Below are 26,287 nucleotides of genomic sequence, written 5' to 3' on the forward strand. Positions count from 1 at the left end.
CGGCTATCCCCCAAGCACAAGGGAGGGATTGTGGGAAAAGGGCAGAGTGGCAAGACCGTCGTCGGTCTGGACATCGGCACGACCAAAATCTGCGCGATCATCGCCGAGCTGGGCGAAGCCGGGGTCGAGATCGTCGGTGTGGGCACCTCACCGGCCCAGGGACTGCGCCGCGGGGTCGTCATCCATATAGACGACTGCGTCCAGAGCATCACGGGGGCGGTCCAGAAGGCCGAGCTGATGGCCGACGTCAAGGTCACCGGCGTGTATGCCGGGGTCGCCGGCGGGCACGTCAAGAGCTTCAACTCGCGGGGCGTCATCGCCGTCTCGGGGCAGAACCACGAGATTCGCGAGCAGGACGTAAAGCGGGTCATTGACGCGTCACAGGCCATCGCCATACCACTGGACCGCGAGGTGATCCACGTCCTGCCGCAGGAGTACATCGTGGACGACCAGGACGGGATAAAGAACCCGGTGGGGATGAGCGGGGTCCGGCTCGAGGCCGAGGTCCACATCGTCACCGGGGCGGTCACCAGCGTGCAGAACATAGTCAAGAGCGTGCAGCGGGCGGGGCTGAGGGTGGCCGACATCGTCCTGGAACCGCTGGCAAGCTGCCGGGCGGTGCTCACCGACGACGAGGAGGAGCTGGGTGTGGCGCTCATAGACATCGGCGGCGGGACCACCGACATCGCCATGATCATTGACGGCGCGCTGCGCTTCAGCTCCATCATCGCCCTGGGCGGGAACAACGTCACCAACGACGTCTCCGTCGGCCTGCGGACGCCCACGAAGCAGGCCGAGCAGCTCAAGATAGACCACGGCTCCGCCGGTTACGAGCTCGTCGGACCCGACGAGATGATCGAGGTGCCCAGCGTGGGCGGCCGTCCGCCGCGCCTGGTTCCCCGCCGCCACCTGGCGGACATCATCGAACCGAGGATGGCGGAGATTTTCGAGCTCGCCCGGGGGGAAATCGCCAAGAGCAAATACGCCGAAACGAACCGTGCCGGCTACGTCCTGACCGGCGGGGCCAGCAAGCTGCCCGGCATCGTGGAGCTGGCCGAGCGCGTTTTCAGCGGGCCGGTGAGGACCGGCAGCCCGCTCCCCATCGGGGGCCTCTACGATTCGGTGAACGACCCGGCCTTCTCCACCGGGGTGGGCCTGGTGCTCTACGCCGCCGAGGGCAGGCAGTTCGGCGGACGGGACCTCGAGGACGGCTCCCTCTTCGACAACATCATCACCCGGATGAAAAACTGGCTCAAGGACTTTTTCTAGTCATAAACGAAGCGAAGCGAGTTACGCCACCGGCGAAACGTCAGAGCTTCGCTGTCACGGCGAGATAAAAAAGGAGAGACCATGCTCGAGCTATTAGACACCGAGCAGCAGACCTTCGCCAACCTGAAAGTGTTCGGCGTGGGAGGCGGGGGAGGCAACGCGGTCAACCGCATGGTGGAGGCCGGCCTGCGCGGCGTGGACTTCATCGTGGCCAACACCGACGCCCAGGCGCTGATGCAGAACACGGCCTACAACAAGATACAGCTTGGCGCCAGGCTGACCCACGGCCTCGGAGCCGGGGCCCAGCCCGAAATCGGTCGCGAGGCGGCCGAGGAGAGTTTGGGCGAAATCCGGCAGTACCTGGAAGGCGCCGACATGCTCTTCATCACCGCCGGCCTGGGAGGCGGGACGGGAACCGGCGCGGCGCCGATCATCGCCGAGCAGGCCCGGGGCATGGACATCCTCTCCGTCGCCGTGGTCACCAAGCCGTTCACCTTCGAGGGGCCGGCGCGGTCCAGGAAGGCCGAGGACGGTCTGGTGGAGCTGCGGAAGTACGTGGACACCCTGATCGTCATACCCAACCAGCGTCTGTTGGCCGTGGTGGAGAAGAGGACCACCATGACCTCGGCCTTCGAGATGGCCGACGACGTCCTGCACCAGGCGGTGCAGGGAATTTCCGACATCATTACCATGCCGGGGATGATCAACGTGGACTTCGCCGACGTGGTCACCGTGATGAGGGGGATGGGCGACGCCCTCATGGGCACCGGATACGGCACCGGCGAGACCGCCATCCACGACGCGGTGCGCAACGCCGTCAGCTCCCCCCTCCTGGACGGCGTGTCCATCGAGGGGGCGATGGGGGTGCTGGTGAACATCACCGCATCGCCGGACCTGCCCCTCTTCGCCGTGAACGAGGCCATGGACACCATCCGCGAGGCGGCGGACGACAACGCGGAGATAGTCTTCGGCGTCGTCAACTCGGAGCTCCAGGACCAGGTGACGGTGACGGTCATCGCCACCGGCTTCACCAAGAAGGTGCCGCAGATGCAAGAACCGGTGGAGCAGCCGGAGCCCGAGGAGGAGCGGGAGCTCGTCGGAGTCGAGTACGAGGCCACCGGGACCACGGACCGCGGGCTCGTGATCAACTTCCCCACCCTGCGGGACGAGGACCTCGACCGGCCGACCTTCATGCGCTGGAAGGAGCGCCGGGAAAAGCAGCGGATCTGATTGCTCGACGCGGGGAATATGAAGGGGAGTCCGGGTCACCCGGCCCTTGACACGCACGCGGACGGGGGGATAGACTACCCCCCGCGCGAGTGAATGAGCCCCCGGGTAACTGCGCCCGAAGGGAAAAAGGGGCGGTTAGCTCAGCCGGTGAGAGCGCCGGTCTTACACACCGGAGGTCGCAGGTTCGATCCCTGTTCCGCCCACCAGGAGGGAAGGGCTCACCCTCAGCGGAAGGGCGTGAGCGAGCGGCGGTAGTTCAACTCGGTTAGAGCACCGGCCTGTCACGCCGGAAGTTGCGGGTTCGAGTCCCGTCCGCCGCGCCAAACGTCAGGGCCAGGTGCGACCTACGGTCCGCCTGGTCCTTTTTTAACTGCGCAGTCACACCTCCGGTGCAGTTAAACCGAGCGAAGCGAGCTATGCCCCCGGCGACCCCCCGTCGTCGCTTGCCCGGAAGGAAAAAGTAGGGTATACTTTTGATTGGTATTATTATCCCCGACGTGGAGGGGGAGACTCGAACCGCGGCTTTTTTCCTTCGGGCTCGAGCCGCCGAGGACGTTCACTCCGGCCGATTCGCCGGTCCGCGAGACCCTCCGGGGCCGCGGAACTGCGCCCGAAGGGAAAACGAAACGTAGCGAGGATTACCCCCCGGTAAACCGAGCGAAGCGAGCTGCGCCCCCGGCGATACCCCAGGAGCCGCCCCATGGCCTCCACCGGCGAACGCCGCAAAGCCCCCCGGCACAAACCGGTTGACCTGGACGCAGTCGTCCTCGCCGGTCTTACCAGCCTCCACCGGGAGGTCCGGGTCCGCTCCATCTCCAGCTCGGGAATCGCCATCGAGGTCAACATCGAGGATCAGCTCCCCTTCGAGGTCAAGCTGGGAAAACTCATCACCCTCTCCTTCATCCTCCCACAGATGGCCCAGATAGCCTGCGTGGAGGCCGAGGTCGTCAGGACCTACCGGCAGGTCTCCGAGGGCGGGGTGGTCCAGCTTTCCGAGGACTACGACCCCCGGACCGACCCGGGGTCGGGAAACCGGGACATGGTCTTCGGGCTCGGGTTGCGCTTCGTCAACCTCACCGGCAACGTGGAGACCCAGCTCCAAAGATACATACGTGAAACGAAGTCACGCCAACGGTGAAATAACAGAAACAATGGGCGACGCAAACGCGCCCGAGGAAACATGTCAATGTCCGCCAGAGAGCCGCGCCTGACCCTGGAAAACACCCTCAAGCTGCAGCTCAAGCTTTCGCCGAAGCTGCAGCAGGCCATCAAGCTCCTCGCCCTGCCGATGCTCCTTTTAAAGGAGCGGGTGGATGAGGAGCTCGTGGCCAACCCGGTCCTGGAGGCGCTGGACCCCCTGGAGCGCGCGGCTCAAACCGACACCGATCTGAACTCGAAGGACCGCGGCGACGAGGCCTGGGAGGCCCAGCGGGATTTCCTGCCCGGGGAGAACCCCCGGCAAGACAACTCCCAGGAAGAGGGGGGTCAAACCGACAGGGATAACGAGGGAATCCTGGAGGGTTGGGAGGCCCACGTCCGGTACGACCCCATGGTCTACCGCTCGGTCCGCCCAATGGAGGTCCGGGAGGAGGACTCGTACATTGACCGGGTCGTGGCCAACTCCACCACTCTCACCGACCACATGTTCTGGCAGCTTTCATTGAACTGCACCGACGAGCGCGAGCTCACCATCGCCCAGGAGATAGTGGGCAGCCTGGACTCCGAAGGCTACCTGCGCGACGTGGACCTCGCGACCCTGGCCGGTGGGCTGAAGCTCAGGCCCGAGGTCACGGCCGGGGAGATGGAGAAGGTGCTCACCGAGCGGGTCCACGGTCTCGACCCCCTGGGCGTCGGGGCGCGCAACCTGAAGGAGTGCCTGACCGTCCAGCTCCGGGGAGCCGACCCCGCGGCGGGCAACGGTGACGCTCTCATCACCCTGGCGGAGCGGATAGTCGCCGAGCACCTCCCCCTCGTCGCCCGACGGGACTACCGGCACATCGCCGGCGCCCTGGGCTCCACTGAAGAGGACGTGCGAGAAGCGGTGCACCTCATCGCCTCCCTGGACCCCAAGCCGGCGCGCAACTACTCCGGTCAGCGGGCAATCTACGTCCGGCCCGATGTCTTCGTCGAGAAACAGGGCGACGACTTCCGCGTTTATTTGAACGAGTGGGGCATCCCCCGCCTGCGCATCTCCAGGTACTACCGGGACGTGTTGAACTCCGGGGAGGCGGACCGGGAAACCCGGGCCTTCATCCGCGACAAGGTGAACTCGGCGGTTTGGTTCATCAAGAACATAGACGAGCGCCGGCGGACCATCCTCCGCGTGACGCGCTCCATCTTCGAGCGCCAGCACCAATTCCTTTCAGGTGGGGTCGAGGGTCTCAAACCGCTGACCCTGGAGATGGTGGCCGACGAGTTGGGGATCAACCCCTCGACCGTCTCCCGGGCCACGTCGGGGAAGTACGTGCAGACGCCCAGGGGCATATTCGAGCTGAAGTTCTTCTTCTCCGGCGGTCTGCCCGACACCTCGGGCAAATCTATCTCCACCACCTACATCAAGGAGCGGATCCGCAAGATGATAGCCGAGGAGGAGCGCCCCCTCTCCGACGCCGAGATAGTGGACCGGCTGAAGGAGGAGGACGGCTTCGTCCTGGCCCGGCGGACGGTGGCCAAGTACCGCAACATGATGAGAATCCCTCCGGCCTCGAAGCGCAAACCCTTGTGACGAGGGGTTAACCCCTTGACCAAACTTTAAACCCCTCACTCAAGCTTGATCCGCTCCGACGCCCAGCGTCTCCCGACCTGGCTGCGGCTTCCCCGAAGAAAACCGGGAAGCCTGGGCGAGGTCAGGCGCACCCTTTCCGAGCTCGCGCTCGCCACGGTCTGCGAGGGCGCCCGGTGCCCCAACCGTGGCGAGTGTTACGCATCGGGGACCGCCACCTTCATGATTTTGGGGGAGAGTTGCTCGCGGAACTGCGGCTTCTGCTCCGTTCCCCACGCAAGGTCGGAAAAACCGAAACCGGACGAGCCGGCGCGGGTGGCCGAGGCCGTCCGGCGATTGGGCCTGGGGTACGTCGTGGTAACCTCGGTCACCCGGGACGACCTCCCCGACGGCGGGGCGGGGCAATTCGCAAAAACGGTCGCGGCCCTGCGCGCCCTGGCTCCGATCCCGCGGGTGGAACTTCTGGTCCCCGATTTCCGTGGTGAAGAAGCGTCCATCGAAACCGCGTTCCGCGCGTGCCCCGACGTGCTGGGGCACAACCTGGAAACCGTCCCCCGCCTCTACCCCGCCGTGCGCCCGGGGGCGGATTACGCGAGGTCGCTCGATCTTCTGCGCCGGGCGGCCGACGCCGGGCTCACCACCAAGACCGGCCTGATGCTGGGGCTGGGCGAGGACGAACCGGAGCTGGAGCGGGTCTACCGTGACGTCGTCCGGGCCGGGGTCGGCATACTCACCCTCGGCCAGTACCTCCGCCCGACCCGGAGCCAGCTTCCCGTGGCGCGTTACTGGCGGCCGGAGGAGTTCGACGAGCAGGGGGAGAAGGCGCGGCGGATCGGGATCCCCACCGTCGTGGCCGGCCCCCTCGTCCGCAGCTCCTACCTGGCCGAACACCATTTCCAATCCAACCGCTGGAGGCAACGATGAGAATCTCCGTCGTCGGTCGGAACTACGAGGTCTCGGACGCCGTCCACCGCTACCTGGAGGAGAGGCTGGCCCGAATCCGCCGCCACTTCGACCGCGTCATGGACGTCAACGTCGTCCTGGCCGCCGAGAAGTACCGCAACCGCGCCGAGATCAACATCAACGTCAACAACGTCAACATGCGCGGCGAGGGGGAGACGGGCGACATGTACACCTCCATTGACCAGGCCGTGGACAAGATTGACCGGCAGGTAAGTCGCTACAAGGACAAGCTCGCGAGCCGCAAGCACCGGCACGCCCCCGCGAAGGAGGAAGAGCTCCCCACCGTGACCCACGAGCTCCTGGAACCCGACGCCGGCGAGCTCGAGGAGCACGAACGCCGGGTCATTCAGACCGAGCGGCACATGGTCAAGCCGATGAGCCTCGACGAGGCCGTGATGCAGATGGACCTCCTGAACGCGGATTTCTACGTCTTCACCAACGCCGGCACCGACAAGCTCAACGTCGTCTACCGGCGGGTGGACGGCAACGTGGGCTGGATCGCCCCCGAGTAGAGCTGCGGAATCCCATAAAAAAAGAGGGTGTCCGGCACCCTCTTTTTCCATCCGTAACGGCCGATCAATAGAAGTCCTGGATGGCTTTGACCGCGTGCTGGTAGCGCTTATCCCGGTGGAAATCCGGGGCGTAGATCGTGAACTCGTTCCGGCGGTCGCCCAGGCGCAGCTCGAGAACGTACGTCGAGTGTCCCTCCATCGAGACGCTCTCGTCGGAGACGAGCTCCCAGACTTCGTTTTTCTCTAAATCATCCCATAGGGCGTAACCCATCCAGGCCGGAAGCTGGGCTTCCTTTTGTTCCATGTGGCCCAGATCGTTCTCCGACAGGTACTCGTAGGAGATGTCGCCCCGGCCGGAGTACTCGATGGTCCACTCCACGTACTTCATCTCCTTGTAGTCCCATCCGCCGGTGGCCCGCATGTGGACCTTGAACTGCGGGAGCGGTTCGCGGTCCGTGTACGCCTCGGGGCCGGGCCCCGATTTGCGGCAACCCGCAACGGTCAGGACGAGGAGCGTCATCAGAATACAAAAGAGTGCCTTGCGCATGATCCTCCCTCAATGGTAACGTTGATAATCACTCCGCCTGCGAGGCGAACGCCTGCGAGGCGAAGTCGTAAACGGCGCGGGTCATCGAGCCGTAGCGCGGGTCGGGGTCGAAGGTCGGCGCATAGACGCTGAAGGAGTGCGAACGATCGCCGACCTCGAGGGTGAGGGTATAGGTCGGGATGTCGGTGACGATTTTTTCCGCGGCGCGGGAGTCGCCCAGCTCCCAGAAACCGTTTTCCTCCAGGGCCAGGTACAGCCGCACCGCGGAGGAGCGGGGAACCTCCAGTTCCCGGGTCGCCACCCCGCCCAGGCGCTCCTTCTCCTCGACGACCAGGCCGGCCCGATCGGGCAGGAGCCGGACCGTGTAGAGGGAGTACTCCAACTTGCTCAGGCCGCCCTCCACGCGCATGGTCAGGCCGTACTCCTCGGGCGGACCCAGCTCGTCGCCCAGCTCCACCAGCGGCGAGATGACGTTCCAGTAACGCCCGTCGGGATGCAGGCGGGGACCGTAGACGCTGAACGAGTGCTCCCGGTCGCCCGAGCGAACCGTGACGGTGTAGGTGTGCTGGTCGGTGGCGGTCGCGAGGTCGCTCGAGGGCAGGTCCCAGACGTCGTTGTCCACGAAAATGCGGTACACTTCCTCCAGATCGGCACGCGGCAGGACTTTACCGTACTCCACCGTGACGCCGTGGATGTCCGTCTCGCCGTGCCGGAACTCCACCGATTCCCCGCCGGCCGAGGGCGTCAGGGCGTACCACCCGTGAGCCACGTTCGAGTAACCGCCCTCGTAGCTCACCTCGAGGGCGAACCCCCCGTCGTCCCCGTCCCGACAACCGGTGAAGGGGAGCGCACAGAGCAGCGCGATAGGAATCAACTTTTTCACGGGCGGTCTCCGTTATGAAACGCTGGTACTCTCCCGACGGTGTGCGCTTCAGTTGTCGGGAAGGTTGTGCGTTCTGTTGCCGTGGCGAGCCCGGCGTCGTCAATGTTGACACGCACGAGCGTCTGAAAATCGCCGCCCACCTGGGTCTCGAAGAGAAGGAGTTCCGCCGCCGCTACTGCCGCCGGGTCGGCCTCGGCGCCTGGTCCCTCGTCGAGCACCCCAACGGGGACTGCGTCTTCATCACCCCCGAGAACCTGTGCTCCATCTACGCGGTGCGCCCGAAACAGTGCCGCACCTACCCCTTCTGGAAAAGCACACTCGCCAGCCGGACGACCTGGGAGCGGGAGGGGCGGGAGTGCCCGGGCATCGGCCGGGGAAAGCTCCACACGCCGGCGGACATCGCCGCCTACCTCCGGGGAGAGGGCGACCCGTCCTAGTCGTTGTCGCCATACACGGTGACCGGTTCCGGCATCTGCTCGATGGGCCGGAAGCGGCGGCGGTTGAGCCAGAGGTACAGCCCCCCGGCCAGGAAACCGCCGATGTGGGCGAACCAGGCCACGCCCGTATCCATCTCCGCCGTTATCGCCTGCCAGCCGCTGAAGAGCTGGGTGATGAACCAGAAGGGGAGCACGACGAAGGCCGGCAGACGGATGGCCCAGAAGATTATCACCAGCGGCACCAGGGTCAGGATGCGCGCCTTGGGAAAGAGGATCAGGTACGCCCCCAGCACCCCGGCGATGGCTCCCGAGGCCCCGATGATGGGGAAGGGGTTCACGGGGTTGGCGAGGAAGTGGACCGCCGTGGCCACGAGCCCGCACAGGACGTAGAACACCAGATAGCGGAAGTGGCCCAGCCGGTCCTCCACGTTGTCCCCGAAGACGAAGAGGAAGAGCATGTTCCCCACGACGTGGACCACGCTGCCGTGGAGGAACATCGAGACGAACGGGCTGTAGAGGAGCTTCAGGAAGCCGTAGTTTGCGATGGCCTGGGTGAACCCCACGGTGTAATCCGCGGGCACGAAGGCGTTCGCGTGGAGGACCCGCGAGAGCCGGTCCCCGATGACGAGTTCGAAGATGAAGACGGCGATGTTGATCGCGATGAGCGCGATGTTGACGTAGGGGAAGCTGCGGTGCTTGATGTCGTCCTTGAGCGGGATCACTCTTCACCCTCGTCGGGCTCGAGACGGTCGGTCTCCGGGGGATAGGCGGCGAAGAGACCCTCGCGCTCCGTGGCGACGAGGATGCGCCCGTCGGGGAGGAGGAGCGCCCCGCGCGCGGGGTAGGGGGAATCGGGCCACAGCCGCCAGTTCCGCCCGTCCGGGTCGGCGGAGTAGAGCCCGTCGGCCCGGATGCCGCAGGTGGTGACGAAGAGCCGTTTCCCCGCGAAGACCAGGTCGGAGACGTACTTGAATTCGGGATCGAGGCCGCGGAGCTTGTAGAAGCCGCCGTCCTCGGAGATGTAGAGCCCGCCCCACATCGTGCCGACGTAGAGCCGCCCGGTGTCCGGGACGTAGCGCAGGAGGGTAACCTCCGCGGCGTCCAGTGGCATCTCCGGAGTCCCCGCGACCGGCACCCAGCGCCGGGATACGCCCTCCTCACCGGCGAACTCGAGCAGCGTCCACAGCCCCTCGCCCAACGTGCCGGCGTACAGGGCGCCCTCCACGTCGAGGACCGCCGTGACCGCCACGTCCGGCAGGCCGGAAAGCTCCTCCCAGCCGGAGCCGGATTGCGCGTATACGACTCCCACGCCGCCGGCGAGCGTCCCGTCCCCGCCCGGGGCCAGGGACCAGATTGACCGTCCCTCCAGGCCCGCCGCACTCAATTTCCCGCTGTCCCAAACGTACACGCCCGAATCGGTGCCGATGATGAGCCCGCCGACCGCGCAGGCCAGGCAGTGAACGCTCATCCCTTCGGTGCCCGCCAGCCGACCCCAGGTGACCCCCCAATCGGAGCTGGAGTACACGCCGTCGCCGAGGGTGGCGAGGTAGAGGCTTTTGCCGTCCGACGCGAGGTTGCGCACCTGGTCCTCGGTGGGGCGGGAGAGGGCCTCCCAGCCGCCGAAGCGATCCGCGCAGGAGACGAGGAGGAAGAGGATGAGGGGGGCAAAACGGAGCGAAGCGAGTGATGCCCCGGCAAATCTGAGAGCGCGCAAGCCGCACCTCTCGGGCGTTAAGGGTATTTTTTAGTGTACCAGACCGCCGGGCGGGGTGTCCATCCCCGGCGCGAAGAAAGGGGGGTGGTGTATAATCGCCCGTCGGGCGAAAAAACGCGGCCGAGGCCCAATGTTCATCGTTCTGAAGCTCATCTTCCTCTGGACCACTCTCTTCGGGCCGCTCACCGAAACGACCGAGCCGGTCGCGCCCAAGCCGGTGCCCGTCCTCATGTACCACCAGATGGGCAACCGCGGGGGGCGGTACTCCATCACCCCGCGGGATTTCGAGCGTCAGCTCGAGGACATGCGCCGGGCCGGTTTCTTCCTCATCAACTTATCCGAGCTCCTCCGGGGCGACTTCTCGCGCGTGCCCACGGGTAAGCGGCCCGTCGTGCTGACCTTCGACGACTCCGACCCCGGCCAGTTCCGCGTCCTGCCCGACGGCCGCATAGATCCCCTCTCGGCGGTCGGCGTCCTGGAAAAATACCGGAAGCAGCACCCCGAGTTCGGCTCCGGGGCGGCGTTCTTCATCTTCGCCCGCGACGAGCGCGGGAGCGGCATTTTCTTCCAACCGGAGCGGTGGGGACTGATCGAGGCGTTCTGCGGGCGCTACGGCCTTTCCGCCAAGGGACGCGGCTGGGGAAGGCCGAGACTCTGGCAGGCCAAGCTCCGCTGGCTGGTCGCCAACGGCTACGAGGTGGGCAACCACACCGTGACCCACACCGACCTGGCCAAGCTCGACCCCGAAGGAATCGCCCGCGAGATCGGCGTCTGCCAGCTTCTCCTGGAAGAGGCGATTGGGGATAGGGAGGGTTATCTCTGGGGGCTGTGCTACCCCTTCGGCGCCGTGCCGCTGGGGGCCGCCGAGTACATGCTCTGCCGCGAGGGCAGGTTCGAGGGGCGGCCTTACCGCTTCGATTACGCTATGGCCGCCTGGGGCGGCATGTGCCCGAACCCCGCCACGGACGAGTTCGCCGCCGTGCGCCGGCGCATCCCCCGGGTGGAGATGCACGCCGTCCGGGGCGGCGGAGGGCTGGACACCAGGTGGCTCACGCGCTACGCCGATAGTTACGTCAAAGAGGCCGACGAGGGCGATTGGCCGCTCCGCGACCTCTTGACCGCTTCACTCGCCTCATTTAGCAAGGGGCTTTGCACCTGGTTCGCTCCGGGGCCTTCCCTTGGGCTGGAGCACAACTGGACCGCCGCCCGCCTGGACGGGCTGGACCGTGCCTTTTGGCGACCGCTCAAGCGCCTCCCCCCGCCGCCAGCGTATTTCTGAATAAGAAGCGGCGGGGAAGGGATTCCCCGCCCTACAAAAAACCGGGCGCACCTAAAGGTACGTCTTTCTTTTAGCCCTCCAAAGGGACCGTACTTACAACCCGTATGAAGAGGAGCGGCTCCTTAATCCGAACGTTTTCTATTTGAGGGGGTTTATTTCACATGTGTTATAATTTTTATGTCGTTAACAAAAACCAACAAAAGGAGAAGAAATGTTTGAATTACCTCTTACACAGAATATAGCTTCGCAATTGATGTATTTTATTGCGGCTCGTTTGTGTTCTGGGTGTGACTTCTCTACCCTTGATAAAGAAGCGGGAGTCAAACCTGGAACGTTCAAGACAATATGGCTAGAGGAACCCAAGGATGATGAAGCCCAGAAAATATTCCAGGCTTTATTTGAACGAGAGGAATCCCTTTATAAACCTGATGAACCTCGCCTAGCTAACTGCATTGAATCGATGACACTAAAGGGGTATTCGATTCGACAGACTATGGGATTTGAAGGAATTGCTTCAGATGGGATAGATCCTTGGCTCAACTCAAGCCTTCGCAATCAACAAATCCACAAACGTAGTTTTTAGAATAAGGAAGTTCAGGCCGACCTGGACGGCGCGCCGTTTAAGTCGGCCCGCGAGTAGGTATGGACAATCACTTATATATATTACTACGCTTATTTCTCTATATAACCTATATTTTCAAGCTTTTCAACATCTTCAAATTGAACTTCTCCATCATCTGTTACATACCACAGCTTACCTGTAACCTTATACCAATCACCCTTATTTGGACTTTTTTCAAACCTAACTAAAACAGGATAACTATAGTTACCTTCTAAAGAACAGAGGTAATTACCACCTCCGCCGAGATACTCATGGCTTTTACGATACTTTACCTCTACTCTCCAAGTTGTAATTGTACCCTGCATAGCGTTTTCGTTATTTCTAAAATTTTTCCACTCAGCTATTGCTTCATCCTCAGACTTAGCTATATACCTTAACTCATATTCAATTGAATTAATCCTACTTCTCGATTTACCAACGTAAGAACTATCAGGGTATGATTCTATAAGCATCTCAAGTTTAGCTTTAGCTTGAGTCCACTGTTCATTTTCTATAAGACCAACAGCATCATTGAATATTATTTCAGCAAGTTTATCAATTGTCTCCTTCAATTTACTTTTTGCTTTTAAGACAAGTTCACTTTCAGGATACTTATTTATCACCGTTTCAAATTCGATTTTCGCATTGTTCCAGTCGCCAGCGTTTTGGAAATCGACACCTTGCTGGTAATGATAATCAGCCGTTTCTTTTAATTTAGCGTTTTCTTCCTCTAATGCTGCAACCTGTCCTTTTAAATCATTAACCTGGGCTTTCAATTCCTTATTCTCGTTAATCATGTCCTCATCTTCACAGCCGATTAAACCGACCATGCTGATGAATACAATCGTCATCATGGTTTTCTTCATTTCTTCACCTCTTTCTTTATAGATTATAATGTTACCTCCCTCCGTAGCTGTCAAGAAAAAACTTCAACGAAACAGGCCGACCTAAAGGTCGGCCCCTACGTTAGCCATTTACGCTTTAATAGATGCTCGGGCGGCCCTCGATGCGGATGTCGGGGATGTCCTTGATATCTATCAAAAACCAGATGGTGATGACCCCGCGGCTCTCCTCCAGCCGCAGCCGCGCCTCCCACGAGCGCAGGTCCCGGTAGATGGAAAAAGTCTGCCGGACGAAATCCCCCCCCACCATGTCCAACGAGGTCGAGTACGACAGCCGCCAGTTGCCGGTGAGGTTCAGAATCGCCTGGAGGCCGAGGAAGTGGATGTCCTGGCTGCCGGAGCGGGCCATGGTGTAGTCGTAGGTGAGCCCGACGCGCCAGCCGCTCTCGATGCGCTTCTCCAGCTCGTCGCGGGGCGGTTCGGTATCCAGCGGCTCGTAGCCGGGAATATCGTCGGTGGGCTCCTCGTACTCGTTGTCCTCGAGTCGGGGCATGGCGCCGCCCCCGGAAACGGCGAAGGTGGCCGAGAGGTCGAAGCTCTGCGTGTCCCAGGTGTACGGGTTGTGCCGGGTCTGGACGACGACCTGGGAGTCGTACCAGTCGGCGAATACGGGCGTGATATAGACGCGGCTGACGAGGTCGCTCCAGGGCTGCTCCACCGGCACGGGGGAATCGAGGACGTATCCCGATGAGAGGTCCCAGCGCAGGAGCTCCACCGCCTGACCGGACGTGCTGTAATCCTCGGCTGCGTCGGTGTCCAGCTCGAGGCCGCCGCCGTGGCGCAGCTTCAAGCGGTTGGTCAGCCCCAGGGTGAGGATGGTGGAGGGGGATTGGGTCCGACCGCCCGAGGGCACGTTTTCCGTGTCTATGCCGGGCCGCCAGGTAAGGTTCACGCTCGGCTCGATGACGTGCCGGAGCTCGTCCTCACCGGGGTAAAAAAGGCCGTAGATACGGGTCGAGCCACCGACTCCCGCCGAGTAGAGCGGCTGGACGAGATCGGTGGAGCCGTCGGCGGCGGTGCGGTACCAGTCCAGGCTTCCGTCCAGGTACGGGGAGAACTTGAACCAGCGGAAGAGGCTGAACGGCCGCGAAACGTGCGCGTCGAGGCCGGCGGTGCGGAAGGGGATGGTCCCCTCGCGCAGGCGGTTGTAGTAGTTGAAGCGCGTGGAGAGGAAGGCCCCCGAGCCGAAGAGCTCGGTCTGGGACATGCCCAGGTTCAGGCGGGGGACGGTCCAGGTCGCCGGGCCGGGTGCGCTCTGGTCCTCTGTGATGTAAGGGCTCTCCACTTCCTCACCCCCCTCGCTGATGAGGGTGGCGTTGTAGTCCACGCTGGCGTTGGCCGAGAAGTTTTCCCAGGAACGGGAGAGGGAGAGGAAACTGTCCAGGTCGCGCTGGGTCCGCTCCTCGAAGTACTCCGAGTAGTACTGGTCGTAGAAGCGGTCGCTCCGCAGAGTCAGCTTCAAGAGGCCGTCCACCTCCCAGGGCAGGTCCTGGCGGTGCTGGCCGGTGAAGCTCCACTGCTCCTTGTTCCGCAGGCGGTCCTCGTCGTGGATGATGCGGAGCCAGTTCATCCCGCGCTCGGTGCCGTAGAGGTAGCGCCCCTCCATCTCCTGGCGCCAGCCGTGGGTGGTGTCGTAGTCCAGGGCGAAGGTGCCGTCGGCGTAATCGTTTATCGCCCAGAAGTAGGCGTTGCGGACGCGGAACTCGCGGTGTGCGCGGTAGCTCAGCCGGGGGGCCAGGAAGCCGGAGCGCCGGTCGTGGCCCAGGGGGTAGTAGTAAAAAGGCGCCAGGATCACCGGGACGTGGCCGATGAAGAGCACCACCGGTCGAGCCACCACCTTGTCCCCGGCGTAGACCTTGAGCTGGGGGCACCAGAAGTGGTACTCCGGGTCTTCGGGCCGGACGCTGGTGGTGAAGGTGGCGTCCGCGATGTGGATGACCTCCTCCCCCTGGAGCTTGAGCTTCTTGCCGGTGGCGAAGCCGGTTTCCAGGCCGGTCCGCCCCTGGTACACGATGCCGCGGCCGGTGTCGAAGTTGTAGCGCATCCGCTCGCCGTCCACGCGCTCGTCGCCCTCGACCAGCACCGGCGCGCCCAGGGCCTCCACCTCCCCCGACGCCCCCTCGTAAACCACCGTGTCCGCGGAGAGCCGCATTTCGTCGTAGGCCACCCGGGCGTTGACGTTCAGTATCAGCCGCTCCTCAGCGATGCGGTACTCGATCCAGCCGGTCTCGGCGTCCACGGCGAAGCCCAGCTCCCCGGCGGTGAGGGAATCCACGAAGAAAAAGTCGTTGCGCTCGTCGGCCTCCCGCCGGGCGGCGAGGGCCGAGGCGGACGGCTCCTCGTCGAGGACCGCCGGACCGACGGGGACGGGCGGCACCGTCCGCGGGGCGAAACGAATTTCGAGCCCCTGGGCCGCGAGCTGTGTGAAAAAGACGAGGCTGACCAAGAGGGCCTTGCGCATGACGAGCAGGTGAAGTGGGAAAAAAGGGCGCCGCAGCGCCCCGCTTGTCTATCCGGCCCCGAAGAGCCGCAGCAGCTTCACGATGGTGTTCCGGAGCTCGTGGCGTCCGATGACCACGTCCACGAAGCCGTGCTCCTGGAGGAACTCGGCGCGCTGGAACCCCGGCGGCAGCTTCTGCTTGATGGTCTGCTCGATGACCCGGGGGCCGGCGAAGCCCATCAGCGCACCGGGCTCCGCGATGTGCACGTCCCCCAACTGGGCGTAGGAGGCCATCACCCCGGCGGTGGTCGGGTCGGTGAGGACGACGAGGTAGGGCAGCCGGGCCTCGCGCAGACGGGCGCAGGCCGCCGAGCTCTTCGCCATCTGCATCAGTGACAGGATGCCCTCCTGCATCCGCGCCCCGCCCGACGTGCACACCGTCACCTGGGGGACCTTCAGCTTCAGCGCCCGCTCCAGCGACCGCGTCACCTTCTCCCCCACCACCGTCCCCATCGAGCCGCCGATGAAGGTGAAGTCCATCACCGCCAGCGAAACCTTGATTCCGTCAATCGTCGCCAGGCCGCAGATGACCGCCTCGGTCTCCCCCGTCTTCGCCATCGTCTCGGCGATGCGCTGGGAGTAAGGCTTGCGGTCCACGAACTGCAGGGGGTCCAGCGTCTTGAGGCCCGTGTCGTGCTCCTCGAAACTTCCCTCATCCGCAAGCTGGCCGATGCGCTTCCGGCCGGGGACCTTGTGGTGGAAGTCGCACTTGGGGCAGACGAAGAGGTTCTCCTCGAGCTGCTTGGAGTAGAGGGTCTCGCCGCAGCTGGAGCACTTGAGCATCAGCCCGGTGGGGACGGACGGCCCGTGGCGTTCCTCGGTCCGCTCAATCATGAGCCGCACCTCGTCGTGTATCGGGGTGATTTGCCGGGGGCATTTTTGCCGCTTCGCTCGGTTCGCCGGGGAGCATAACCTCGTTTTGCCGGGGCATAACTCGCTTCGCTTCGTTGCGATTGTAGCAGGATTTTTGCCGGGGGCATAGCTCGGTTTGCCAGAGGCATAGCTCGCTTCGCTCGGTCCGACTCGCCGGGGCATAACTTCACCTCAGGGCGTCGGAGCTAGAGGGAGAAAGCCAACCGGATACTGTGGCTCAAACCGATGATACCCGTCTCGTATCTCGTATAAACCACTTCGATGAAACCCATGCGGAGTAAAAACACGGCGCCCCAGCGCTCATTCTCGACATCGTAGCCCCCGCCCACGGCCAGGCGCCCCAGCTCGGAGGACCAGGGGACCACGAGCAGGTTGAACCCGTAGCGGTATGACTCCACATCGGGTACGTAGAACGCCTCGACCGTGGGGGTGATGAACCCGAAAAGCTCGTAACCCAAGCCAGCGCGCAGAACCAGCGAGGCGGTGGTGCGCTCGCCGGCCAGGGAGACACCCGGCGGGATGACGTTGACGGCGGAAAAGCCCACCCGCAGGCCGCCCGGACGAAGCATCAGCCCCAGGTCCAGGCCGAAGCCCGAATCGGCGCGTTCCCCGGTGTTGACCGTCAGAACCTTCAGGTTGACCCCCAGGGCGCCGAGACCCTCGATCTGTGTTCCCAGGGAGATAGAGGCCAGGGATTGATCGGTGTGGTATTCACGGCCGGTCCGATTTCCCTCGCCGTCGCGCCCCCGAACGGTTCCCTGGTCCAGTTGGTTCAGGCTGACGCCGAGGGTGGCCAGGGTCGTGACCTTCTCCAGGGCGGCCGACTCGGCGCGCATCGGTTTGACGATGCTCAAGCCGAAGCAGGCGTAGAGCGCGTCGTTCAAATATGGCGCCGCGGTCACGGTGCCGATGATATCCGAGCTCTCGGCGTAGGCCAGGCCCGCCGGGTTCACCGCCGCTTCACCGGGCCCGGCCAGGGCGACGCCGAACCGCGCCATGCCGAGGTAAACGGAACCGCCTGCCAGCTCCTCCACCGGATAAACCTCACCACCACCGCACCAGGCGACGAGTGGCGTCAGAACGATCAGGGCCGCGAGCTGGAGGTGCAAATTCGTCACCGCCGGACTACCTATCTACGGGTTACGGCCGCGCCATCTCGATTACGCCGGGGACGCGACCCCTCTCATCGGACCACGATGAACCGGAAAATCCGGCTCCGGACGAAGCACAGGTAGGTCCCCGCATTCACGGGATGACCGGAGGCGTTGCACCCGTCCCAGTTCGCCTCGAAGACGGCGACGTCATCATAATCGCCAAAGACTCCCTCGGACCGCCCGCCGTTCACCCTCGCCCCGACCAAGCTGATCACCTCTTCGCCCAGGGTGTCCACGACGATGAAGGTGGGCGGGGAGCTTCCACCCGATTCGTAGTGCAGGGTCAGCGGCCCCTCGGCGGGCGACCAGGGCACCGGATAGGCGTAACAGTAAACGAGGGTGCCGATGTTGGCGTACGCGCCCACCGGAGCGAGGAGCACCAACGCCGTCAGAACGCCCAGGGCTCGTTTCATTATCCCTCCGGCGTCGCGGGGGGGAAAGCGGGGAGGCGGGGGAAACCACCCCGTCAAGGAGGGCTTCTCAACGCATCATTCGTTAATACAAGAGCGACTGGGTCGTCCCGGCCGCCCGCACGGCCACAAGTGGAACGACACCCGCCCGTCGTCCCTGCGTACGGCCTCTTTCAACCGATTCCAGCCGACCCTTCCGTCAGATATCCGGTGAGAATGAAAACCTCAAACATGAGGTCGTGAATCCACTCACATCGAGCTGCACGGCGCAAGCCGCCTCGAACAGGCCGACACGCAGGCTCAAAAACCCGCCCCAGAGCTTTTCTAGGGCGCGGTAGCCGCCGCCCAGGGCGATGCGAAAATCATCCCGCTCCAGAGGGACGACCTCGGCGCACAGGCCGTAATCGAGCCTGTCCGTGGATAGAGCATACTCCAGCTCGGCGGCGAGGTTGAGTACGCCTTCCAGGGAGTACCCGGAGCCGAGGCGGACGACCTGCTCGGTGTATGAGCGCTCGTCGCGGAGGCTGATGCCCGGCGGGATGAGGTTCGATACGGCCAGCCCGACGCGGAAATCGCCCGGGTAGAGCTGCACGCCGAGGTCCAGACCGAAGCCCGAGTCGGCGCGCCCGTCCTTCTCGACGGCGAGGACCTTCAGGTTCAGCCCGTAGGCCAGGAGATCGTTGGCCCGGCTGCCGAAGGAGACGCAGGCGAGGGAATCTGTTTTATACGTCCAATTGGAACGTGGATTATATTGCGCCAACCAATAATTTGAATCATCGGCATTATACAGAGAAACGGCGAGGGTCCCGAATGTTCGCTCTTCACCCAAAGAGGCCGATTCGGTGCGCATCGGCTTGATAAACGAAGCGCCGAAGCACGGCGTGAGGCGGTCTTCGAAAGCCGGCACGTATGTACCGGCAATTTCGGTCCGCAGGGCGTTTCCCAGTCCCGCCGGGTTTATCAAGTATTCACCCGGACCGGCGAGGGCCGCGCCGAAGCCCGCCCAGCCGAACCCCACCGCCCCCACGGCCCAGCTCTCAAACTCGTACGTCTCCACCGCCGGGACGGAGACGCACGATAAGACCAAGAGCACTGTGAGCAACCTGGCTTTCATCGCGTCACGATGAAGCGGAAGGCCGTTTCCGGAAAGCCCTGCACGTAACAGATGTACGTCCCCGGGGCCACGAGCCGCCCGGCAGCGTTGCGCCCATCCCAGGCGACCTCGTAGACATTACCTTCCTCGACCACCCTCGTCCGAGAGTCCCGAACGCGGACGACCTCCTCCCCGGCGAGGTCCACGACGACGAACACGGGCGGGGAGGAGAGCGCTTCGCCGGCCTCGAAGCGGAGGGTCAGCTCGCCGTCGCCGCAGGCCCAGGGCGTTGGGTAGGCGTAGGCGACGGGGGGAGCCGCTCCCACGTCGGCCCAGGCGAAAGCAGAAATGAGGACGAGCATCGCCGCGGCGGTTCGCATTTTTTCACCTACCGGTACAGGCCCGCCTTGCCCGCCGAGCCCAGAAGCTGCATCTTGTGCCGCACGACCTTGGTGACGGCCTCGCGGGCCGGGCCCAGGTACTTGCGCGGGTCGAACTCCTTGGGGTCGGTGGCGAAAACCTCGCGGATGGCCCCGAGCATGGCCAGGCGGATGTCGGTGTCTATGTTGACCTTGGCCACGCCCATGGTGACGGCCTTGGATACGGCCTCGTCGGGGACGCCCTTGCTACCGCCGAGCTCGGCGCCGAACTTCTCGGCCCGCTCCCGCACCCAGTCGGGCACCGCGCTGGCACCGTGGAGAACCAGGGGAACTTGAACCCGCTTTTTTATCTCGGCCAGGCGGTCGAAGTCCAGCTTCGGCTCGCCCTTGAACTTGTACGCCCCGTGGCTGGTGCCGATGGCCACCGCGAGAGAGTCCACGCCGGTGCGCTCCACGAAGTCCTTCGCCTCGTCGGGGTCGGTGAAAATCGCCTCGCCCTCCTTCACCTGGACGTGCTCCTCGATGCCCTGGAGGCGGCCCAGCTCGGCCTCGCAGGAGCATCCGCAGGCGTGGGCCATCCCGGCGACCTCTTTCGAGGCGGACACGTTCTCCTCGAAGGTGAGCTTACTGGCGTCAATCATCACGCTGGTGAACCCGGCGCTGACCGCCTGGACGCAGGCGGCGAAATCCTTGCCGTGGTCCAGGTGGAGGCTGAAGGGGAGCCCGGTCTCGAAGGCGGCCAGTTTCACCATCTCCACCAGGTAGGCGGCCCCGGCGTACTTCATCGCCCCGGAGCTCACGGCGATGATGGCCGGGGAGCTTTCCGCCTTGGCCGCCTCCACGATGCCCTGGAGAATCTCCATGTTGTTGATGTTGAAGGCCCCGACGGCGAAACCTTTCTCGTAGCCCACGCGCATCAGCCGGTCGTTCGTAAAAAGCGGCATGTCAACCTCCGGGGGAGGATGGGGAAGTGGTGTGAGAAGCTAAAGCGACCCGTCCTTCAACCAACCGGGCAGCCTGCCGGCCTCGGCGAGAATACGCACCAGCCGGGGCAGGCTCTCGAACTGCCTCATGCACAGGTCGTACTCCTCCCGCGTGATGCCGGCGGTGGCGGGGTAAGGGAAGACCAGCATCCCCTCGCGCGTGGCGAAGAGAGGCCGCACCTTGTCGCACGGAAAATCACCGCAGAGGGCGCAGCTTTCCACGCCCCGCTCGACGGCGCAGGGACGGGCCTTGCAGTTCTTGTCGGCCAGGCGGCCGTCGGCGCGGCACCCGTCGCAGCGGACGTTCTCGGCGGTGTAGTTCTGGTGGCCGAAATATTTGCGCCAGCCGTCAACCAGCCTCTGCCGGACGGCGGGGTCGTCGGACCGGGCCGCGCACGACCCGCAGTTGTAGCCGCAGTAACCTATCTGCTCGTCCACGGGCCTCCTCCTCAACGTGTGGTCAAGTATACCACGGCGGTTTTCATCGGGCCAGGGCGTCCCCGGAGACGAGGTGCCTCGCCCCCGTAGGCCAGCCTTCACGCACCCCGCACTCGATCTCCGCCGCGAGCCATTTCGGGTAGAGGGGAAGGCCGCGCAACTCCTCCAGGGTCCGCCAATAATGCCGGATGCTCTCCTCGAATTCCCCGGAGCGCTCGATGTGCGGGCCGGGGTCGAACTCCCCGCCCACGACGCGGCACAGCCAGTAGAAACCGAGTTCGTGAAGGCCCGTAGATTGCATCTCCGGCGCCCGGACCGGGTCGGTGAAGAAGTTGTCGTTGACGAAGAGGAGGCGCTGCGGCTCGACGATTAAACCCGTCTCCTCCGCCAGCTCGCGGGCCACCGCCTCGGGGATCAGCTCGTCGGGCTCCACGGCGCCGCCGGGCAGGGACCAATCGCGGCCGTAAAAGGTCGCCAGGACCTTCCCATCCTCCACCACCACACCCACTCCCCGGGATCGAATCCCGCCCTCCGGTCGGGGCAGTGTACCGGTGACGCAATCCCACAGCGTGTTCTCGGTGGCCGGCAGGCGCAGATAACGGCCGGGCGCGTCCCGGCCCCAATCCGCGATCAACGTATCGCCCAAGCCAACGGGGTAGAGGGCGATGTCGGGAAGGGTGCGCCGGTCGCGGAAACGGACCTCGGTCATAATGCGCGCCTCGGGAGCCTCGGGGGAGGCGAAACCCAGCTTCGGCTCGCCTTCGATTTCGGCGTGGAAGTAGAGGCCGACGAGGTGCATCGGCCGGGCGTCGTAGGGGTCGGCGAAGAAGGTTTCCGCGACGTAGGCCAGGGGGCCGACTTCGGAGCTGCAGCCGGTTTCCTCGGCGAGCTCCCGCGCGAGGGCCCGCTCGGCGGTCTCGCCTGGACGCTGCTCCCCGCCGGGAAGGCTGTAAAAACGCCCCCCGTTCAGCTCATAGCCGGTGACGAGGAGCCCGTCGCCGCGGGCGATGATGCCCGCCACCCGGTGGCGGATTTTCATCGGTCCGGGCCGGCAGGGAACGTTGAAGGCGGAACTAGGATTGTACTTCACGAATCGAGACCTGTTAATAACTCGAAAACCGAGCGAAGCGAGCTATGCGTGGTAAAACGCACGAATTGGAGATGAGGTAGGCGCTGGCACGTGTTTTTGCTACAAGACAACGCAGGAATATTCAAGAGGTAACGAGCTAAGCAAAAACCGTGACAGCGCCGGTGCAAAGCTAAAACCTACCTTTTAAAAGGTCTCCTAACATGAACGGCTGGTTTCGAGCCGTCCCGCCACGGCAGCAATTTCTCTAAGCTGCCTTGCCCCTGGTTGAGGAGGCGATACGGCGGACTGCAGGAGGTCGAATATGTGATGCGACACAATAAGTTGTAAGGCGACTCCGCGGGATGACCCCTCCGCGGGCCGCAAAAAAATTGCGCCGATGGTCATTGTAAATTGCAGGCGTTGGAGTGAGTCGTTCACCCAAATATCGAAAGAGACGCCGCATCAACATACACCTAAACTTGCAATGAAGGCATCAAGTCTCCTACTAATACGGAGAGCTAAAAGCTCCCCGGCGACCTATTACCGGCACGGGATAAACCCGTCCGGGGATAATCACAGAAAGAGTATGGATTACTGATGTGTTCGCGTCAAGTCCTAAGTCAGTTGCTACTCCGGCCTGTGCGCGAGGAAGGCCCGGGCGCCGGACCCCTCGCCGTACGGGCGGACCTCGACCCCGGTGAAGCCCGCCTCCTCCATGAGGGCGGTCAGCCCCTCCGCGGTGAAGTGGTGCAGGTGGTGGTCTTTCGACCCGCGCAGGAGCCGTTTGAACGACCGCAGGGGATGCCGGAGCGCGGAGCCCAGACGTTTCCCGAAGGGCCTCCGGAGCGTTCTCTCCTCACCCGAAAGCCCCGTGCAGTGCAGGATGACCAGCGCGCGTCCGCCCGGCTTCAGGCAGCGGCGCCCCTCGACGAGCACCCGCCGGGGGTCCAGGGCGTGGTCCAGCGTCGCGGCGCAGACGAATTCGTCGAAAACCGCGTCCCGGTAAGGCAGTTCCTCGCCGAAGCCGGCCACGAAGGTCATCGGACGTTCCAGCGCCCCGCCGTACAGCTCCCGGTAGACGGGCGGGGGTCCGGTGAGGAAACGCTCCAGGGCGGGGTCGTGGACGACGAAAAGGGAATCGCCGCCCGCGCTCCACCACATCCGCAAGAGCCCCCAGCCGCCGCCCACGTCCAGGACGTCCCCCTTCAGAGGCCCCCGGTGATCGAAGAGCTCGGCCAGGCGGGCGATACTCTCGGCGACGTACTCCCGGTTCACCCCGGCCTGCTCCCGGGTCCAGTCGAGGAACTCGCCCTGAAAGGAGCCCCAGCGCCGCCATAGGTCGTCGTCCACCTCGGGCAGCCGGTCGTCCAGCAGGCGGACGAGTGTCGGCGCCCGGGACAGGTCGTAGCGCGGCACCTCTTCATCCCGGAACAGCGAAATCACCGATCGGTCACTCACGGGCGGCCTCCTCCTCAATCACGGCCCCCTCGCCCACGAAGGCCTCTTCCTCCAACTGCTCGGCATCACCGGAAATCTCAGCCTCTTCGGCCAGCTCGGCCCGCGTGACGCCCCGGGAGGCCAGCATATCGAACGCCCGCTCGCGGAAAATATACTCGCCGGACTTCCAGAACAGAGGGACGTTGCGCTCCATGCCGCCGACGTAACCGATGACCTCTTTCTCGAGCTTCATGAGCGCCGCCCGGGCCCAGTCGCCGCCCGCGCCCCGGTTTATCCAGAACGGCCCCAGCATCCGGAATATCTGGTACAGCCGCTCCTCGCCGCCCGGGTAGCTCTCGCAGGGGAAGTGGTACTCCCCGGCGATGTACCGGCGGAGGTCGTAGGCGAAACGGATGAGGAAAGGCTCTATGTCCCCGCCGCAGGGGCCGAAGAAGTAGTCCAGCCCCGGCAGACCGGGGTAATCCATGTCGAACTCCGGTGGACCGCTCCACGGGAAATCGGCGGGCACCGGTGTTTCTTCGGGCTCCAGGATAATCTCGCCCTCCTCGGTCACCCCCTCCACCGCGAGCTCCTCCTCGATGCGCCCGACGGCCTCGGCCGCGGCGAGCTGCTGCCTGTAGTACGCCGCCTCGTTCACCCCCGAGGGCGGCGGCGGAATCGTCGAGTAAACGTCGCGCAGGATGACCTTGACCCCGTAGGGGCCCGCGTTGTACATCGCCCCGGCCAGCTTCAGCCGCAGGAGACTGGCCCACTCGGTGGTGAAATCGAAGCAACCGCCGGGAAGGAGGTTGTCCTGAAAACGGGGGTCGAAACCCCAGCGGCTCTGCTCGGCCAACAGCCCCTTCAGGTAGCTGATGCCCACCTGGAGGTTCAAATCGGCGATGTATCGCAGGTCGTAGCGCGTTTCCTGGGGCAGGGTGCCGAAGGGTACCCTTCGCCTGACGCCGGCGTCATCGTACTCCAGGAGGTAATTCCCCCCTTTGACAACGGCGCCGGTGAGCTGCATGTACCCCGTGGCCGAGCCGTGGCCGTAGGCGGCGCGGTAGCTGCGTCCCGAGCCCAGCACGTGCATCAGGCCGCACTCCTGGTAGCTCACCGCCAGGCAGAAGGCGCGGAAGGCCTCGTCTGAGATGTCGTAGCGCTTGGTGTAATCCAACCCGGCCGCGCGGTCATCCGGGGAGAAGAAACCGGGGTGGGGCCGACCGTCGGGACGCTCGGAATTTATCCTGGCGCAGATGTCCACGAACCGGTGCCACAGGCTGCGGGACGGGTTGTCCGCGTCGTAGGTCGGGATGTTGTCGAAGTCGGCCAGGGTCCACCTTCCGGGGAGACCGGGCAGCTCGAACCGGATGCTCTGGAGCCGGGCGAAGGTCTCCGGGCCGACGACGCGGGCGAGATACGCCCGGGGCACCGCCCCCCCCTCCCGACCTCCCCCCAGGTTCGAGTAACGGGCCAGGAAGGACTCCTCGGTTGGCGCCGGATAGGGGAACCGCTCCCGGAAGGCGGCGAGCAGACGGACCAGCTCGGCGTCGAAGCGGCCGGAGGAATCACGGCAGGAATCGAACTGCGCGCCGTCTATCTCGGCGGCGGTGGTGAGCGCCAGGTTGAGCTGACGCTTCAGGTAGGCCAGAACCGGGCTGTCATACCCTACCGCGTCGGTCACGCCGGGCTGGTAGTAGAGGCAGGGGAAATCCTCGCGCACGAGGACGATTCGCGCCGGGCCAAGCGTCGGCGTGAGGGCGCGAGGGGTCTTGTGGCCGAAGAGGGGACGACCATCGGCGTCGGTGAGGGCGACCAGGACGAACGGCTCGCCGTCGGGGCCGTCGGGAGAGTACGGACCAGGCAGGACCGCAAGGTGCGCCAAACGCGATTCATCGTTCCAGTCGCAGGTGCTGAAACGGCCGTCAGGCGACTCCACCACAAGCTCGACCACGTAATCCCCGTAGGGAACCGGTTGCCCCCGGAACTCACCCTGGTTGGCCACGCCGTTCCACCGGAAGACGTTCACCGCGAGGCGTCCCAGGCGGTGCCGGTCCCCGTAATCGCTCACCGGCGCGTCGGTGTCGGCGGAGAAGACCAGGTTTAACCTACGGCTCGGCCTACGCTCGCGGGAAGGCGAAAGACGCCAGACGTTCAACGTGACCCGGTCGGAGGGATCGGGGATGGGGTCCAGGTGGTATCGGATGGGGTGGTCGGGGCCGTCGGAAGGAGTAGGGATGCAGCGGAGGTCGGCCTCGCGCACGTTGGCCACCAGGTAGCCGGAGTTGTCCCAGTACGGGATGGTGTTCTCGGCGAACCCCCTGTTCCAGGTGTCGTATACGCTGGCCGTGAGCGGTTTTCCCTCGCCGGCCACGTAGAAGGTGTAGCGGTGGTTCTCCAGGTCGAGCCGCTGGGCGCGCAATAGACGACCGCCCAGGACCACCGAGGGCCGCAGGGAGTCGAACTCGCCCGACACGCTGGCGAACTGGGCGTCGGCCAGGCCACCGAACCGGAAGCGGTAAACCCCGCTCACCGTGATTTTAAAAAGCCGGCCCTGGGCCAGCGGCATGGAGGTTTGGACGACCTCCCCCGAGGACGGGATGGCGAGCTCGAAGGCGTCGAAGGAGGGAACGGGGATGAGGAAGAGGACGACCGCCACGAAAAGACCGAGGAGCAGGAAGCCTTTGTCCACCTTGAACTCGGTACGCTCCCGCCTCCACTCGGCGGCCAGGAAGCGACCGAGGCGGTGGTAAGCGGCCCCGAGAGCGCGGCGGAAGCGGCGAAAAATACCGGGCTTTTTGCCGGAGCTTAACTCGCTTCGCTTCGTTTCGGGCGCCGGTTCCGTCGCGGAGGGCTGTTCGTGAAAGGCCGATTCCATTAAAACACTCTGA

Annotated in this window: 25 protein-coding genes and 2 tRNA genes; 11 read left to right on the plus strand and 16 right to left on the minus strand. The window is 64.3% G+C overall.

What is annotated here, in order from left to right; genetic code table 11:
* Nucleotides 1–30 precede the first annotated feature (30 nt).
* The 8 genes from ftsA to raiA all read left to right on the plus strand — a co-directional run bounded on the left by ftsA (nt 31) and on the right by raiA (nt 6,696).
* A complete protein-coding gene (ftsA, locus tag VM054_09030) occupies nt 31–1,269 on the plus strand; it encodes a cell division protein FtsA (protein ID HUT99205.1) in 1,239 nt (412 codons plus the stop codon).
* 81 nt (nt 1,270–1,350) lie between these two features.
* Nucleotides 1,351–2,499 (plus strand): cell division protein FtsZ, encoded by a 1,149-nt coding sequence (gene ftsZ, locus VM054_09035; GenBank protein ID HUT99206.1) that lies wholly within the window; start codon nt 1,351–1,353, stop codon nt 2,497–2,499.
* A gap of 129 nt (nt 2,500–2,628) precedes the next feature.
* Nucleotides 2,629–2,705 (plus strand) — tRNA-Val (locus VM054_09040).
* Nucleotides 2,706–2,744: 39 nt separating this feature from the next.
* Nucleotides 2,745–2,822 (plus strand) — tRNA-Asp (locus VM054_09045).
* 377 nt (nt 2,823–3,199) lie between these two features.
* Nucleotides 3,200–3,637, plus strand: a complete 438-nt coding sequence (locus VM054_09050) for a PilZ domain-containing protein (GenBank protein HUT99207.1) — start codon at nt 3,200–3,202, stop codon at nt 3,635–3,637.
* Between the two features lie 48 nt (nt 3,638–3,685).
* On the plus strand, nt 3,686–5,224 hold the full coding sequence (gene rpoN, locus VM054_09055) for an RNA polymerase factor sigma-54 (protein HUT99208.1): 1,539 nt from the start codon (nt 3,686–3,688) through the stop codon (nt 5,222–5,224).
* Between the two features lie 45 nt (nt 5,225–5,269).
* Nucleotides 5,270–6,145 (plus strand): lipoyl synthase, encoded by an 876-nt coding sequence (lipA, locus tag VM054_09060; protein ID HUT99209.1) that lies wholly within the window; start codon nt 5,270–5,272, stop codon nt 6,143–6,145.
* Nucleotides 6,142–6,696: a ribosome-associated translation inhibitor RaiA gene (gene raiA, locus VM054_09065; protein HUT99210.1), complete on the plus strand. Its 555-nt coding sequence runs from the start codon at nt 6,142–6,144 to the stop codon at nt 6,694–6,696. The genes lipA and raiA overlap by 4 nt, the downstream gene beginning before the upstream one ends.
* A 64-nt stretch (nt 6,697–6,760) precedes the next feature.
* Here raiA and VM054_09070 read toward each other — a convergent pair whose 3' ends face one another.
* Both VM054_09070 and VM054_09075 read right to left on the minus strand, forming a co-directional pair.
* On the minus strand, nt 6,761–7,243 hold the full coding sequence (locus VM054_09070; protein ID HUT99211.1) for a hypothetical protein: 483 nt from the start codon (nt 7,241–7,243) through the stop codon (nt 6,761–6,763).
* 28 nt (nt 7,244–7,271) lie between these two features.
* Nucleotides 7,272–8,126, minus strand: coding sequence for a hypothetical protein (locus VM054_09075; GenBank protein ID HUT99212.1), 855 nt, complete (start codon nt 8,124–8,126; stop codon nt 7,272–7,274).
* Nucleotides 8,127–8,140: 14 nt separating this feature from the next.
* Here VM054_09075 and VM054_09080 point away from each other — a divergent pair, with 14 nt between their 5' ends.
* Nucleotides 8,141–8,563, plus strand: a complete 423-nt coding sequence (locus tag VM054_09080; GenBank protein HUT99213.1) for a YkgJ family cysteine cluster protein — start codon at nt 8,141–8,143, stop codon at nt 8,561–8,563.
* Here VM054_09080 and VM054_09085 read toward each other — a convergent pair.
* Nucleotides 8,560–9,285 (minus strand): rhomboid family intramembrane serine protease, encoded by a 726-nt coding sequence (locus VM054_09085; GenBank protein ID HUT99214.1) that lies wholly within the window; start codon nt 9,283–9,285, stop codon nt 8,560–8,562. The genes VM054_09080 and VM054_09085 overlap by 4 nt on opposite strands.
* Nucleotides 9,282–10,277: a hypothetical protein gene (locus tag VM054_09090; protein ID HUT99215.1), complete on the minus strand. Its 996-nt coding sequence runs from the start codon at nt 10,275–10,277 to the stop codon at nt 9,282–9,284. The genes VM054_09085 and VM054_09090 overlap by 4 nt, the downstream gene beginning before the upstream one ends.
* 130 nt (nt 10,278–10,407) lie before the next feature.
* Between VM054_09090 and VM054_09095 the strand changes: the two genes are divergently transcribed.
* Nucleotides 10,408–11,556 carry a polysaccharide deacetylase family protein gene (locus tag VM054_09095; protein ID HUT99216.1) on the plus strand — a complete coding sequence of 383 codons (1,149 nt, stop codon included), beginning with the start codon at nt 10,408–10,410 and terminating at the stop codon, nt 11,554–11,556.
* Between the two features lie 211 nt (nt 11,557–11,767).
* Nucleotides 11,768–12,139: a hypothetical protein gene (locus VM054_09100; GenBank protein HUT99217.1), complete on the plus strand. Its 372-nt coding sequence runs from the start codon at nt 11,768–11,770 to the stop codon at nt 12,137–12,139.
* Nucleotides 12,140–12,228: 89 nt separating this feature from the next.
* Here VM054_09100 and VM054_09105 read toward each other — a convergent pair whose 3' ends face one another.
* The 12 genes from VM054_09105 to VM054_09160 all read right to left on the minus strand — a co-directional run bounded on the left by VM054_09105 (nt 12,229) and on the right by VM054_09160 (nt 26,274).
* Nucleotides 12,229–13,023 carry a tetratricopeptide repeat protein gene (locus tag VM054_09105; GenBank protein ID HUT99218.1) on the minus strand — a complete coding sequence of 265 codons (795 nt, stop codon included), beginning with the start codon at nt 13,021–13,023 and terminating at the stop codon, nt 12,229–12,231.
* Between the two features lie 115 nt (nt 13,024–13,138).
* Entirely contained in the window at nt 13,139–15,520 is a 2,382-nt protein-coding gene (locus VM054_09110) for a putative LPS assembly protein LptD (GenBank protein ID HUT99219.1), read from the minus strand.
* A gap of 48 nt (nt 15,521–15,568) precedes the next feature.
* Complete coding sequence (gene accD / locus VM054_09115; GenBank protein ID HUT99220.1) at nt 15,569–16,393, minus strand: acetyl-CoA carboxylase, carboxyltransferase subunit beta; 825 nt, start codon at nt 16,391–16,393, stop codon at nt 15,569–15,571.
* Between the two features lie 224 nt (nt 16,394–16,617).
* Nucleotides 16,618–17,550, minus strand: a complete 933-nt coding sequence (locus VM054_09120) for a hypothetical protein (protein ID HUT99221.1) — start codon at nt 17,548–17,550, stop codon at nt 16,618–16,620.
* Nucleotides 17,551–17,615: 65 nt separating this feature from the next.
* Nucleotides 17,616–17,999, minus strand: a complete 384-nt coding sequence (locus VM054_09125) for a hypothetical protein (GenBank protein ID HUT99222.1) — start codon at nt 17,997–17,999, stop codon at nt 17,616–17,618.
* A gap of 196 nt (nt 18,000–18,195) precedes the next feature.
* A complete protein-coding gene (traF, locus tag VM054_09130; GenBank protein ID HUT99223.1) occupies nt 18,196–19,089 on the minus strand; it encodes a conjugal transfer protein TraF in 894 nt (297 codons plus the stop codon).
* A 17-nt stretch (nt 19,090–19,106) separates the two neighbouring features.
* Nucleotides 19,107–19,469 carry a hypothetical protein gene (locus tag VM054_09135; GenBank protein HUT99224.1) on the minus strand — a complete coding sequence of 121 codons (363 nt, stop codon included), beginning with the start codon at nt 19,467–19,469 and terminating at the stop codon, nt 19,107–19,109.
* 8 nt (nt 19,470–19,477) lie between these two features.
* A complete protein-coding gene (gene fba, locus VM054_09140; GenBank protein ID HUT99225.1) occupies nt 19,478–20,413 on the minus strand; it encodes a class II fructose-1,6-bisphosphate aldolase in 936 nt (311 codons plus the stop codon).
* A gap of 39 nt (nt 20,414–20,452) precedes the next feature.
* Complete coding sequence (locus tag VM054_09145; protein HUT99226.1) at nt 20,453–20,890, minus strand: DUF3795 domain-containing protein; 438 nt, start codon at nt 20,888–20,890, stop codon at nt 20,453–20,455.
* A gap of 43 nt (nt 20,891–20,933) precedes the next feature.
* Entirely contained in the window at nt 20,934–21,980 is a 1,047-nt protein-coding gene (locus VM054_09150; protein HUT99227.1) for an NUDIX domain-containing protein, read from the minus strand.
* Nucleotides 21,981–22,586: 606 nt separating this feature from the next.
* Nucleotides 22,587–23,417, minus strand: a complete 831-nt coding sequence (locus VM054_09155; protein ID HUT99228.1) for a methyltransferase domain-containing protein — start codon at nt 23,415–23,417, stop codon at nt 22,587–22,589.
* Complete coding sequence (locus tag VM054_09160; protein ID HUT99229.1) at nt 23,410–26,274, minus strand: hypothetical protein; 2,865 nt, start codon at nt 26,272–26,274, stop codon at nt 23,410–23,412. Before VM054_09160 ends, VM054_09155 begins: the two co-directional genes overlap by 8 nt.
* Between the last annotated feature and the right edge of the window lie 13 nt (nt 26,275–26,287).

It is taken from the genome of bacterium, assembly GCA_035528375.1.
In the GTDB taxonomy this organism is placed as follows: domain Bacteria; phylum RBG-13-66-14; class RBG-13-66-14; order RBG-13-66-14; family RBG-13-66-14; genus RBG-13-66-14.

What these genes read in the sequence shown, in the direction of transcription:
- ftsZ (HUT99206.1), top strand. Translation starts at nt 1,351, where the DNA reads ATGCTCGAGCTATTAGACACCGAGCAGCAGACCTTCGCCAACCTGAAA.
- VM054_09050 (HUT99207.1), top strand. Translation starts at nt 3,200, where the DNA reads ATGGCCTCCACCGGCGAACGCCGCAAAGCCCCCCGGCACAAACCGGTT.
- rpoN (HUT99208.1), top strand. Translation starts at nt 3,686, where the DNA reads ATGTCCGCCAGAGAGCCGCGCCTGACCCTGGAAAACACCCTCAAGCTG.
- raiA (HUT99210.1), top strand. Translation starts at nt 6,142, where the DNA reads ATGAGAATCTCCGTCGTCGGTCGGAACTACGAGGTCTCGGACGCCGTC.
- VM054_09070 (HUT99211.1), bottom strand. Translation starts at nt 7,243, where the DNA reads ATGCGCAAGGCACTCTTTTGTATTCTGATGACGCTCCTCGTCCTGACC.
- VM054_09080 (HUT99213.1), top strand. Translation starts at nt 8,141, where the DNA reads ATGAAACGCTGGTACTCTCCCGACGGTGTGCGCTTCAGTTGTCGGGAA.
- VM054_09095 (HUT99216.1), top strand. Translation starts at nt 10,408, where the DNA reads ATGTTCATCGTTCTGAAGCTCATCTTCCTCTGGACCACTCTCTTCGGG.
- VM054_09100 (HUT99217.1), top strand. Translation starts at nt 11,768, where the DNA reads ATGTTTGAATTACCTCTTACACAGAATATAGCTTCGCAATTGATGTAT.
- VM054_09105 (HUT99218.1), bottom strand. Translation starts at nt 13,023, where the DNA reads ATGAAGAAAACCATGATGACGATTGTATTCATCAGCATGGTCGGTTTA.
- VM054_09110 (HUT99219.1), bottom strand. Translation starts at nt 15,520, where the DNA reads ATGCGCAAGGCCCTCTTGGTCAGCCTCGTCTTTTTCACACAGCTCGCG.
- accD (HUT99220.1), bottom strand. Translation starts at nt 16,393, where the DNA reads ATGATTGAGCGGACCGAGGAACGCCACGGGCCGTCCGTCCCCACCGGG.
- VM054_09125 (HUT99222.1), bottom strand. Translation starts at nt 17,999, where the DNA reads ATGAAACGAGCCCTGGGCGTTCTGACGGCGTTGGTGCTCCTCGCTCCG.
- VM054_09135 (HUT99224.1), bottom strand. Translation starts at nt 19,469, where the DNA reads ATGCGAACCGCCGCGGCGATGCTCGTCCTCATTTCTGCTTTCGCCTGG.
- fba (HUT99225.1), bottom strand. Translation starts at nt 20,413, where the DNA reads ATGCCGCTTTTTACGAACGACCGGCTGATGCGCGTGGGCTACGAGAAA.
- VM054_09160 (HUT99229.1), bottom strand. Translation starts at nt 26,274, where the DNA reads ATGGAATCGGCCTTTCACGAACAGCCCTCCGCGACGGAACCGGCGCCC.